General features: G+C 50.1%; 11 protein-coding genes and 2 pseudogenes. 10 read left to right on the top strand and 3 right to left on the bottom strand.

Annotated elements, in window-relative coordinates; translation table 11 throughout:
• Positions 1-59: 59 nt before the first annotated feature.
• The 5 genes and pseudogenes from ABEW34_RS28130 to ABEW34_RS28110 form a co-directional block, all read left to right on the top strand.
• Positions 60-263, top strand: a pseudogene (locus tag ABEW34_RS28130) (cupin domain-containing protein); the annotation flags it as partial.
• Between the two features lie 169 nt (positions 264-432).
• Positions 433-1,752 (top strand): replication-associated recombination protein A, encoded by a 1,320-nt coding sequence (locus tag ABEW34_RS28125; RefSeq protein ID WP_430163941.1) that lies wholly within the window; start codon positions 433-435, stop codon positions 1,750-1,752.
• Between the two features lie 848 nt (positions 1,753-2,600).
• Positions 2,601-2,896: pseudogene (locus ABEW34_RS28120) on the top strand (hypothetical protein); the annotation flags it as partial.
• A 64-nt stretch (positions 2,897-2,960) separates the two neighbouring features.
• Complete coding sequence (locus tag ABEW34_RS28115) at positions 2,961-3,524, top strand: DUF4362 domain-containing protein (RefSeq protein ID WP_430163939.1); 564 nt, start codon at positions 2,961-2,963, stop codon at positions 3,522-3,524.
• A 27-nt stretch (positions 3,525-3,551) separates the two neighbouring features.
• Positions 3,552-4,457, top strand: a complete 906-nt coding sequence (locus ABEW34_RS28110) for a fumarylacetoacetate hydrolase family protein (protein WP_430163936.1) — start codon at positions 3,552-3,554, stop codon at positions 4,455-4,457.
• A 96-nt stretch (positions 4,458-4,553) separates the two neighbouring features.
• Here the strand turns inward: ABEW34_RS28110 and ABEW34_RS28105 are convergent, their stop codons facing one another.
• Both ABEW34_RS28105 and ABEW34_RS28100 read right to left on the bottom strand, forming a co-directional pair.
• Positions 4,554-5,639, bottom strand: coding sequence for a copper resistance D family protein (locus ABEW34_RS28105; RefSeq protein WP_430163933.1), 1,086 nt, complete (start codon positions 5,637-5,639; stop codon positions 4,554-4,556).
• On the bottom strand, positions 5,636-6,250 hold the full coding sequence (locus ABEW34_RS28100; RefSeq protein ID WP_430163931.1) for a copper resistance CopC family protein: 615 nt from the start codon (positions 6,248-6,250) through the stop codon (positions 5,636-5,638). The genes ABEW34_RS28105 and ABEW34_RS28100 overlap by 4 nt, the downstream gene beginning before the upstream one ends.
• A 268-nt stretch (positions 6,251-6,518) precedes the next feature.
• Between ABEW34_RS28100 and ABEW34_RS28095 the strand changes: the two genes are divergently transcribed.
• Positions 6,519-7,895 carry a hemolysin family protein gene (locus tag ABEW34_RS28095; RefSeq protein ID WP_430163928.1) on the top strand — a complete coding sequence of 459 codons (1,377 nt, stop codon included), beginning with the start codon at positions 6,519-6,521 and terminating at the stop codon, positions 7,893-7,895.
• A 157-nt stretch (positions 7,896-8,052) separates the two neighbouring features.
• Here ABEW34_RS28095 and mnmA read toward each other — a convergent pair whose 3' ends face one another.
• Positions 8,053-9,189, bottom strand: coding sequence for a tRNA 2-thiouridine(34) synthase MnmA (mnmA, locus tag ABEW34_RS28090; RefSeq protein ID WP_430163925.1), 1,137 nt, complete (start codon positions 9,187-9,189; stop codon positions 8,053-8,055).
• A gap of 218 nt (positions 9,190-9,407) precedes the next feature.
• Here mnmA and cymR point away from each other — a divergent pair, with 218 nt between their 5' ends.
• The 4 genes from cymR to ABEW34_RS28070 are packed head-to-tail and all read left to right on the top strand — an operon-like array spanning position 9,408 to position 11,757.
• On the top strand, positions 9,408-9,827 hold the full coding sequence (gene cymR / locus ABEW34_RS28085) for a cysteine metabolism transcriptional regulator CymR (protein WP_430163923.1): 420 nt from the start codon (positions 9,408-9,410) through the stop codon (positions 9,825-9,827).
• 22 nt (positions 9,828-9,849) lie between these two features.
• Complete coding sequence (locus tag ABEW34_RS28080) at positions 9,850-10,995, top strand: cysteine desulfurase family protein (protein WP_430163920.1); 1,146 nt, start codon at positions 9,850-9,852, stop codon at positions 10,993-10,995.
• 15 nt (positions 10,996-11,010) lie between these two features.
• Complete coding sequence (locus tag ABEW34_RS28075; protein ID WP_430163917.1) at positions 11,011-11,556, top strand: PRC-barrel domain-containing protein; 546 nt, start codon at positions 11,011-11,013, stop codon at positions 11,554-11,556.
• Positions 11,557-11,559: 3 nt separating this feature from the next.
• Positions 11,560-11,757: a hypothetical protein gene (locus ABEW34_RS28070; RefSeq protein WP_046234401.1), complete on the top strand. Its 198-nt coding sequence runs from the start codon at positions 11,560-11,562 to the stop codon at positions 11,755-11,757.
• Positions 11,758-11,838: the final 81 nt, after the last annotated feature.

The following is an 11,838-nucleotide window of genomic DNA, read 5'->3' as shown; positions in this document are numbered from 1 at the left end:
GAAGCCAGCTTTTTTCGAGCGGCAAAGATCAACAGCATTTTATGACAGGAGATACTACAATGAAAGTAAGCAAAAAAACAGCTGAGCATTATAGTTGGGGAGAGCGTTGTGATGGCTGGCAGTTAGTTAAAAACCAAGATTTAAGCATTATTCATGAACGAATGCCGGCAAATACTTCGGAAGTAAAGCATTATCATCAAACTGCTTGGCAATTTTTCTTCGTTTTATCAGGTACAGCTACTAAGGAAATAGGCGATAGGATTATAGCTGATTAATCCAATGTGAAACGCCAGCTTGTTCGGTTTGTCCGCGACTGGCTATAATTGAAGCCTGCATATGCAAGGGGCCATACTCTCATTAAAGGAACCAACTGGCGCAATAAAAAGCGAATATGCTATGATCGATAGGAATAGGGAAGAAGGTTGTGAGCATATGGATTTATTTTCTTATCAGGAAGCGGAGACGCCGCGGGCGAGGCTGCTAGCCGACCGGATGCGGCCGCAGACGCTGGATGAATATATTGGGCAAGAGCATATCATTGGAGAGGACAAGCTGCTGCGCCGGGCGATAGAAGGGGATCAGGTATCGTCCATTTTGCTGTACGGCCCGCCGGGCTGCGGCAAGACGACGCTGGCCAACATTATTTCCAAGCGGACAGCGGGCGAGTTCGTCAAGCTGAACGCCGTTGACGCTTCGGTGAAGGATGTGCGCGAAGTTATCGAGCAAGCCCGTCTGAGCAAGACGATGTATGGCAAAAAAACCATTTTGTTCCTTGATGAGGTGCATCGCTTCAATACGGCAAGACAAGATGCGCTGCTGCCGGCGGTTGAGCAGGGAATCATTATTTTTATTGGCGCAACGACGGAAAATCCGTTCCACCATGTAAATGGGGCGCTTCTGTCGCGCTCGACGCTGTTTCAATTGGAGCCGCTTGGCCCGCAGCATGCGCTGGAGTCGATGAAGCGGGCGCTGGCCGATAAGGGACGCGGGCTGGGCTTTATGGAGCTGCACTGCGACGAGGAGGCGCTGGCGCATATTGCGAATATGGCAGGCGGCGACATTCGCCGCGCCTTGAACGCGCTGGAGCTGGCCGCGGTAACGACGCCATCTGAGCCGGACGGCTCGGTACATATTACGCTGGAGGTTGCGCAGGAATCAATTCGCAATCGCGCGGTCAAAGCGGATCAATCGACGCAATACGATGTGCTGTCTGCGTTTCATAAAAGCGTTCGCGGCTCCAGCGATGCAGCGCTGTTCTGGTTTTTGTACGCGGTAGAGAAGCTTGGCATGGACCCGATGACGTTTATCCGCCGGCTGATCGTCGCTTGCAGCGAGGACATTGGCCTTGCGAATCCGCAAGCGATGGTGCAGGCGGTAACGGCGATGGATGCCTATCACAAAATCGGCTGGCCGGAGGCCAAATACAATGTGTCGCAAGCGATTTTGTTCGCGGTAGAAAGCCCGAAATCGAATGCGACGGCGATGGCCATCGGCAAAGCGATGACGATGATGGAGGGGCTGGGCGCAGCCGAGGTGCCGCTGCATTTGCGCGATACCCATTATAAAGGCTCGGCGCAGCTTGGTCATGAGGGCTACAAGTACCCGCATGATTATCCGGGGCACTATGTGCAGCAACAATATTTGCCGGACAAGCTGCGGGAAATGAGCTTTTACCAGGCATCGGAGCAGGGCATGGAGGATAAAATCCGGCAAAACCAGGAGCAGCGGAAACGTCCCAAGGGGAAGAAATAGGGGAGCGACAACAAGGTAAAACTCTAGCTGACTTCACTCTCTTGTGTTAGGATGTTGGGGGCTCATGGCTGATTCGCCTGTGTAGGGGTAGTGTGGTAGCTTCATTCTACACACGAATCGGTTATGGGTCATTTTTATATGTTGCACTTCATATTACAATCCGTCGTTGCTTATTATATTGAGGTGATTAAAAATTTATTATATCTGGTTGTTTGTTTCTTTTTTAGCTTCTTTATGGATGTTGTCTTTTTACCCCAATTACAATGACAATGAGTTCGTGCTTTTTACTGATATTTCAACCATATTGTTTTTTTTACCTGGTTTTTTTCTTATGTTTCACTCTATACTCGTACAACTATTGCTATTAATAGTGAAAAAAGCAGGGGCAATAGCTCCATTAGCGTCTATACTTTATGTCCTGAATATAGTGGTCATATCTTTTATTACTAGTTATTCGAGTATCTTTTTGAATATAGCCATTTCTATTATGTGCTCTTCACTATCCATCATTCATTTTTTTATTTCACTGTATTTAAAAAAGGTTTTAGGCAGTTGGAAAGCAAAGCTATGATTTAGCCCATGGCGAATTCATGAACCCATATTTTTCTATGTAAATAGATTTCGGGAATCACAGCACTTCAATTATTCTTTAGTACAAAAACACAGGTTCAGTGTTGCATCTTTTTCCAATGAGGTATACTTTCATTAGTTTCAGTTTCAAGATTCCTTTTCATTTTTCTTTTTCGGACTTCCTAGACATCCCTTGTCCAATGCTGATTAGGGATATCTTTTTACATAATAGTTTGGATGATAAGATTTGAATTCGAGAAATCAATGCTCATTTAGTAAGTTTGTATCGATTCATATTTAAGCGTGTGGAGAAGCTTGGCATGGACCCGATGATGTTTATCGGCTGATCGTCGCTTGCAGCGAGGACATTGGGCTTGCGAATCCGCAAGCGATGGTGCAGGCGGTAACGGCGATGGACGCCTATCACAAAATCGGCTGGCCAGAATATGTCCAGCAGCAATATTTGCCTGACAAGCTGCGTGAAATGAGCTTTTATCAGGCAACCGAGCAGGGCATGGAGGATAAAATCCGGCAAAACCAGGAGCTGCGGAAACGTCCGAAGGGGAAGAAATAGCCGTTAGAGGGACAGAATGGCAACCTTCTTCCGCCAGCCTTCGTCTGAAGGGCAGGAGGTGGGCATGATGTTGAAATACGCAAGCTTAGTTGCAGCAATTGCTTTGCTCGCAGGCTGCAGCAGCAACAATCAGGTGCAATTAGGGCACTTGCCAGTTACGGAGCCTGCACCAATCGTAAAGGAAGCGGACCCAGCAGCTATAACGGAAACGAGCGGCGCTTTGGAAAGCGTATTTCCAAAAGTCGAAGCGCCTTATCTAGCGGAGCAGGCGGCTGACAATGGCGACGTTGTAAATGTTCATGGACGTTATTACAATTTGGACAAATGGGATGCTTTTATAGAAAATATAGCGCTTAAGCAGTCGGGCAAGGTTCGGCTTACGAAGTATACGATAGAAGGCGATCCTATTTTTTATGAGTTGGTTTATAATGGGGATGCGATCCTGTATACCTTTGACAATGGAATGGATGCGTTTGGCAACGATTTAGGCAGGCCAAGCACGATCTGCGAAGGAATAGGAACGAAGCAGACGGATCGTGGGGATGAGGTCTACACTTTACGCGGGTGCGACCAAGACGAAACGGCGGATACCTTTTTCTGGGCCGTCGATCCGGATACCACAAAATAACACCAAACTAAGGAGCTGTATAAACCTATGAAGCTGTTAACACTTACGGAGCAAGGTGCAGAGCGTTTGGGAGTAAAGACGGAGCAAGGCATTCTCGATGTGGCTGCTGCCAGCGCAGCTTGTAAAGGCAGTGCCTCCGTACCGCAAAATATCCATCAGGTCATTGAAGGCGGGGCGGAAGCCGTTGAAGCCCTTCAGCGTCTGGTGGGCGAAGCGATTAGCCGTGCAGCTGATCTGGGAGAGGTATTTCTCAATGAAGCGGAGCTGACGTATGCCCCTGCTGTGACAAGCCCTGGCAAAATCCTTTGCATCGGCCTCAATTACCGCAAGCATGCGGAGGAATCCAATGCGGCCATTCCCGAGGTGCCGATTTTGTTCAGCAAATTCAACAATACGCTCGCTGCCCATGGAGAAGCAGTGCCGCTTCCTATTGCCTCCGAGAAGGTGGATTATGAGGCGGAGCTAGCGATTGTTATTGGCAAAGAAGCGAAGCATGTGACGGAGGAGGAAGCGCTCAGCTACGTATTCGGCTACTGCGCTGCCAACGATTTGTCGGCTCGTGATTTGCAAATGCGGACAGGCCAGTGGCTGCTGGGCAAAACATGCGACAAATTTGCGCCGCTCGGCCCTTATCTCGTAACAGCAGACGAGGTCGGAAATCCGAATGAGCTGGACATGAAATGTATCGTCAACGGCGAGGTGCGCCAGCATTCGAACACGAGCGATATGATTTTCAGCTGCAAGGAAATCGTAAGCTATGTTTCGCGCCATATGACGCTGTTGCCGGGTGATGTCATCTTGACGGGTACGCCTGAAGGCGTCATGCTCGGTTATCCGGTGGACAAGCAAAGCTTCCTCAAGGCAGGCGACCGCGTTACAATCGAAATTGAAAAGCTCGGCAGCTTGACGAGTCTTATGGTTCGGGAACAATAATGAGCGCAATAAAAAAGCAAGGATGCCCAGGCTAATGCCGCCAGCGTCCTTGCTTTTTTGCTATAAATTCTATAAGTGCTTTTCCAATCCAATGCTTCAGGCAATCGCAAACATGAGTGCGCCGTAACCAAAGGCAGCAGCCAGCAGCCCCATAGCAAAAGCAGGCATCAGCTGTTCGCTGCGGTACATCCGGAAAAAGCCGACAATCATCACAACAGCTGATGCAAGCAGCAGCAGGCTATCAAGCCCAAGTGAAAAATGAAGCGTAATATCAGGGCTGAAGCTGCCTTTATAAATCGTTGTGAACAGAGAAGAAGGTGCTGTTATTTGCAGCGTTTCTTTCACCTCATGCGGAGGAGCCTGCTGGCCCAGCACGCTTGTGGCGATAAAAATCAGCAATGCGACGATGCTTTCTGCCTTAAACCAAAGGAGCGGGCGGAAAGCAGCGTTATGCTTGAGCTTGTTTTTGTAGCCAAAGCTGTTCGAATACGCCAGCAGCAGCAGCGGCAGCAGCAATAAATGCTTGATCAACAGCATTTGCCCATACGGCAGCATCCAGGCGTTTACGTATTCGGGCGTCGTAAAGGTCATCAATGTAATGCCTGCTGAAATGGTTACGAAAAAACAACCGAAGGCGAGCGTAGAAAACCAGGATAAAAATGCTTCCCAATGGTTCTCGTCCTTCGAAAACCAGCTAGTCGTAATAACAATGCCAAGCCAAATCGTGACGGCTATAAAGTGGGCGCTGTGAATAACGATCCCTTTCAGCCCATACAGCGACGAGGCGTGGCTGGCATAACCTAGCCATACAGCAAGCAGCAATGTTATGAACAGCCCAACCTTCGGCATATGGCGGTCCTGCCGGAAGGACTTCATTCCGAGCAGGATCGACAGGCCGAGGGAGCTGAGCAATGTCCAGATCAAGGCTTTGCCTGCTACGGCATCAAGCAGCAGGCTTTTCATCATTTGCCCATAGCTGAGTTCAAAATCTGCTGCGAAAGTGCGTGCCGTTTGATCAAGCGGGACAAACGAAAGCACAGGAATAGCGAGCGCGCAGGCAAGCAGCAAGCGATCAGGGACAATAACCTGCGGACGCTTGCCCTCCGGCACGAGACGCAAAGTAAATGCGCCCATTAACAACGCAAAGCATACATATAGAAGCGTCTCGCTCAAATAAATCATTTATTACGTCTTCTCACAGCGGCAGCGATCACGGCAATGAGGAGAATGACGACGACAATGATGATAACGCTCGTTGTGGAGCTGCTAGCTTTTCCCTCCGTTTGGGTGGCGGCGTCTGATGTTGGCGCAGGGCTTGCTGCAGCGCTTGCCGCAGGACTTGCCGTTTCAAGGGCAGGTGACTCAGTTGCCGCTGCATCAGGTGTTGACGAGCTTTCAGGTGAAGGGGATGCCGATGCAGGCTGCTCGCTTGCAACAGCTTCCGGCGCATTGACTGTAAAGCTGTAGTCGCCCTCAATCGCATGGCTGTCAGCGCCAATAATCGCCCATTTTACCGTGTATATTCCATTCTCCAGTGCTGTTGGAAGCGCACCGCTCATCGTTTTCCCATCTACAACAACTTCATCGGTGGCGATTTGCTCGCCGGCCGCGTTCAAGAGCTTAAATGTGCTCAGCTTCTCAATATCGGTATTGAAGGAAAGCGAAATTTGAGCAGGTGATGCGGTTACCGTCTCGTCTACGGCAGGTGAAGCCTGCTCGATTTTGGAATGGGCGAAAGCTGCACCCGGAATTAGCCAAATAACAGCCAGCATAATTAAAATGATTCGTTTCATGTTGTTCCTCCTTGTAAGCCAAAGCTTAATATGTTGTAGCAAGCTGATAGCATTATATCAGATATAGGGGTGTGACATATGGCCTCCCATGCGGCAAATTATAGGCGACTTTATGAACTTTTGCAAAAAAACGCTAGGTCTATGCTGAATAATGTACGGACTACGACGAATACACATAATTACCGTCACTAAAAACGGCGAGAGATGGACGAGGGGGTGCGCCTACCGTCACCGGAGCATTTTCTGGGGCAGGGCAGGCGAAGCCGCATTGGGTGAAACGATTCAGGTTGTGCTGTTTGCAGGGTTATTGCTGGCTAATGGTTTTTTCGCCGCGGCGGAGGCGGCTATGCTGCGTTTACGTTCCGATCAGCTGCACAAGCTGCATGCCGGGCAAAGAGCTGCTGTTTCTGCCGCCATGCTGCGCGAGCCTCGTACTTATTTAAACGCATGCCAGCTTGGGTTAACCGTCGCATCGCTTGGAATGGGCTGGATGGGTATTCCGGCATTCCGCCTGTTCTTTGGTTCATGGTTTGGTGGAGTGAGTGGGCGAGTCCCCATCGCTCCAATCGTAGTGGAAGTGGGCGCTGTAGCAGCCGCTTTGCTGCTGGCTGCTCTGCTGCACAGCGTTTGCGGCGGACTTGTTCCAAAGGCGCTGGCAGGACTCCGTGCGGAGCGGGTCGTTGCGGCCGCAGCCGCACCTTTGTTTTATTTTCATAAAGTGGTGTATCCGATGGCGCGGCTGCTGGACATATTGTCCAGTTGGCTAGTTAAGGATGGCGATGTCCGGATGGGAGCTGGCTCCGTCCATGCGTACTCCAGTCAGGATATTCGGCTGCTGCTCAAGGAAAGCAAGCGTTGCGGACTCATTCATCATACGGAGCTGCTGCTTGTTGATAATATTTTCAAATTTACAGAAACGCATGCGAGAGAAATTATGATTCCCCGCCGGGAGGTCATCTGCTTGTATGCCCAGCTATCGCTTGAGGAAAATAAACAGATGGCGCTTGCCGAAATGCACACGCGGTATCCCGTCTGTGAAAGCGACAAGGACGATATTATCGGCTTTGTCCATATTAAAGATTTATGGAAGGATGCGCAGCATACGCTGACCGACATCCGTCAGATTTTACGCCCGATTATGACGGTGCCGGAGTCGATATTCATTCGGGAGCTGCTGGGCCAAATGCAGGAGAGCAAATCGCAAATTGCGATTTTAATAGATGAATATGGCGGGACTTCAGGCATCGTGACGCTGGAAGACATTATGGAGGAAATCGTCGGTGAAATTCAGGATGAGTTTGACGAGGAACGGGCGATGATTGAACCGCTTGGGGAAGGAAGCCACTCGATTAGCGGAATGATGCAAATTGAGGAGGTAAACAGCTGCCTCGGAACGAATATTAGCTGTGACAACTTTGATACGATTGGCGGCTGGATGTATTCCCAGTTGGAAAACCTGCCCCGCAAAGGCAACCGTGTAAAAGTAGCCGACCATTTCGAGCTCGTCATCGAAGAGACGGATCATTACCGCATTTCCCGTATTCGCGTGAGCCGGCTCGCTGCTTCACCTACAGACAAGGAGAATGAGGGGATGAAGGGCGACGCTGGTAATGCTGATGGCAAAGGGACAGGAACAGGAACCTAAGGGCGCTGCACGTATAAAAAAAGAACCTCCTCCTCCTCTGGACGATGCCCATCGGTGAAAAGGTTCCTTGCCGTAGCTTACTGCCTTAATCTGATTTTCTTGCTTCATGCTGTAGTTGTTATGTCAAATACATCTAGCCATGCAAGCTGAATAATGCTTAACGAGCGGCGAGGAATGCGGCTTCGTCAGCTTCAATCTTCTCGACGATATCGATGGTTCCACCTGCAAGGCAAACATCGCCATCATAAAGAACGACGGCTTGGCCAGGCGTAATTGCCTTCTGCGGCTGGTCGAACGCAATATGTGCCGTTCCGTCGGCGCGAGGTGTCACGATAACGCCTTGGTCGGCTTGGCGGTAGCGGAACTTGGCTGTGCAGCGAAAAGGAGCTTCCGGCTGCGCTGGCGCGATCCAGTTCATGCCGCTGGCAATTAGCCCAGTCGAATACATGCTCGGATGCTGCTCGCCTTGCACCACATACAGAATGTTGCGCTCAAGGTCCTTGTCCGCAACGAACCACGGCTCGCCATTGCCGGAGCCGCCAATGCCAAGGCCTTGGCGCTGCCCGAGCGTATAATACATCAGGCCGTCATGCTTGCCTTTGATTTCTCCGCTGCGAATGTCAACCATGTCACCCTTCTGGGCTGGCAAATAGCCGCTCAGAAATTCCTTGAAGTTGCGCTCGCCGATGAAGCAGACGCCCGTGCTGTCTTTTTTCTTCGCGGTGTACAAGCCTGCCTCCTCGGCAAGCCGTCTAACCTCTGGCTTCGGCAGATGCCCAATCGGGAACATCGCCTTCGCGAGCTGCTTCTGGTTCAGCGCACTGAGGAAATAAGTCTGATCCTTGTTGCTGTCCACGCCGCGCAGCAGCTTCGTCTCGCCATCCGGCGTACGTTCTACGCGCGCGTAATGCCCTGTCGCCAAATAATCGGCGCCCAGCTCATTTGCTTTTTTGAGAAAATCACCGAACTTGATTTCCCGGTTGCACATGACGTCGGGATTCGGCGTACGGCCGCGCTTGTATTCATCGAGAAAATAAGTGAATACTTTATCAAAATATTGCTTCTCAAAATTAACCGTATAATACGGAATGCCGATCTGGTCGCATACGCGGCGAACATCTTCCGCGTCTTCCTCTGCTGTGCAGTGACCAAATTCATCGGTATCATCCCAGTTTTTCATGAAAATGCCGACAACATCATAACCTTCCTGCTTCAGCAGCAGTGCGGTTACAGAAGAGTCTACACCGCCGGACATGCCGACAACGACTCTGGTTTCTTGTTTGGATTTTGCCATTTGCTTACACCGCCTTGTATTCAAACTCTAAAACGAGTATCTCTCATTGTAGCATACATTTATCGCAGCACAAAAAACTTTTTTGCGAAGAATGACAAGCTTTTCTCGCATGTTCCTTGCACTATATGCTAACATATAAGCTATATGGGAATACCATGATTTAAACCCAGTCATGGCTGCTTAAGGCAATACAACTAATGAAAACGAGGTGCCCTTTTATGAAAATATCAACTAAAGGCCGTTACGGCCTCACGATAATGATGGAGCTTGCAGGAAAATTTGGCGAAGGCCCGATCTCTTTGAAAAGCATAGCTGAACGCAACAGCTTGTCCGAGCATTATTTGGAGCAGCTCGTTGCACCGCTTCGCAACGCCGGACTTGTAAAGAGCATACGCGGCGCCTATGGCGGCTACATTTTGTCCAAGGAGCCTGAGCATATCACTGCCGGAGATGTGATCCGCGTGTTGGAAGGCCCGATATCTCCAGTTGATTTTACCGAAGAGGATGACCCGGCGAAGCGTGATCTGTGGCTGCGAATTCGCGACAGCATCGCCTCCGTACTAGACTCGACTACGCTTAAGGACTTGGTCAGCTTCCAGGACCCAGGCAAAGCGGACAGCTATATGTTCTACATTTAATATAGAAGGAGCTAGACAAGCTATGCACTATTTCGATCATGCCGCCACGACGCCAATGCATCCAGAAGTCGCGCGCGCGATGCTGGAAGTGATGCAGAGTCCGGGAGGCAATGCATCGAGCATGCATGCCTTCGGACGCGCGGCGCGGCAGCATATTAACCGCTCCCGCGACCAGATCGCTGCCGCTATCGGCTGCAAGCCTGCTGAGCTTGTATTTACGTCAGGCGGCACGGAGAGCAACAATATGGCGATTAAAGGTGTTGTTCGCGCGCTGGCGCTGCAAGGCAAAAACCACATCATTACATCAGAAGCTGAGCACCATGCGGTGCTGCATCCCTGCGAAGCGCTTGAGCGCGAAGGCTTCGAGCTGACGCTGCTGCCTGTTGATGAGCATGGGCAAGTATCGCCTGCTGATGTTGCTGCGGCTATAAAGCCGAATACGGCGCTTATTAGCATTATGCACGGCAATAATGAGGTAGGAAGTTTGCAGCCGATTGAAGACATCGGGCGCCTGGCACATGAGCAAGGCGTTATTTTTCATGTTGATGCTGTACAGGCTTTGGGGACTGCCCATTATGAGCTGAATGAGCTGCCGGTCGATTTGATGAGCTTTTCCGCCCACAAGATCAATGGCCCGCAAGGGGTTGGCGCGTTATATATCGCTGCTGGCACTCCATTTGAGGCGACCACGCAGGGCGGATCACAGGAGCGCAAGCGCCGTGCGGGTACTGAAAATGTCGCCGGCATTGTCGGCTTCGCTAAAGCTGTTGAAATTTGTGTGAACGAAGCGCAAAACAAGCAACATTTTCTGGGCGAGCTTCGTATGGAATGGATAGAGCTGCTTAGGAAAAATGTGGATATAAATATCGTCATCAATGGCGCGGCGAAACAGACACTTCCGCATATCGTCAACATCAGCTTTATCGGGATCGATACCGAGACGATGCTGATGAATCTCGATATGGCAGGCATTGCAGCGGCAAGCGGTTCGGCCTGCACATCAGGGGCGCTGGAGCGTTCCCATGTTCTGCGGGCAATGAAGCTGCCGGAGGAAAGGCTGGCTTCCGCCGTAAGATTCAGCTTCGGTTTGGGGAATACTAAGGAGGAACTGGGTGCCGCAGCGCAAAAAGTTGCAACGATTGTGCAGCGCATCCGTAATAACGCCTAGGAGGCTTCCCCGGCCGTGATTAAACTACAGCAATTGATCGGTCTGCCCGTGCTGGTCATACATTCCGGCAAGCGCGAAGGTACGATCAAGGATGCGATTTTTGACTCCCACTGGAACGTTACAGGTCTCGTGCTCGAAAGCAGCGGCTGGTTCGCAAGTGTCGTCAAGACGGTGAACTGGAATGCGGTGCTGACATGCGGCGTAGACGCGATTATTATTTCCGACCAAGCAGCTGTGCAGAAAACAAAGCTTGAGCAGCTGGGCAGAACGTTTTGCACCAGTAAAGTTCAGCTCAAGGGTATGCCTATGGTGACTATACACGGCGTGATGCTTGGACAAGTATCGGACGTTTATTTTCATCCATTTATGGGTACACCAATAGTAGGCTTTGAGCTTACGGACGGATTTATATCGGATCTGATGGAAGGGCGCAAGTGGCTTAAGGCTCCCGAGGATTCAGATGCCGTGCTGCTCGGGGAAGACGCGATTATCGTTCCTGCTGTCAGTGAAGCAGAATTGGAGCCTGTCGCAGCTTCCAATTCGGAGAATAGGGAGAAATGAAAGATGATGAGATGTCCCAACTGCAATTCGAAAGATATAGGAAAAATAGGCTCCCATCAATTTTATTGCTGGGGCTGCTTCATTGAACTGACCGTCAACGGAGAGAAAATGTCCGTGTACCAAGTGGAGGAAGACGGGACGCTTAGTTCACTTGATGATCTGTTTTTTGAAGATGAAATGCCACAAATCCATGCCACTTAACGTAAGTTGAATCGTTTAATTACGCGAAGGTATAGACCTAAAATTAAATAAAATAAAAGATAATAAAATTAAAAATAGCAA

Origin of the sequence: Paenibacillus algorifonticola (assembly GCF_050481745.1) — a bacterium.
Lineage (GTDB): Bacteria > Bacillota > Bacilli > Paenibacillales > Paenibacillaceae > Pristimantibacillus > Pristimantibacillus algorifonticola_A.
This window is presented reverse-complemented; position numbering and strand designations above follow the sequence as displayed.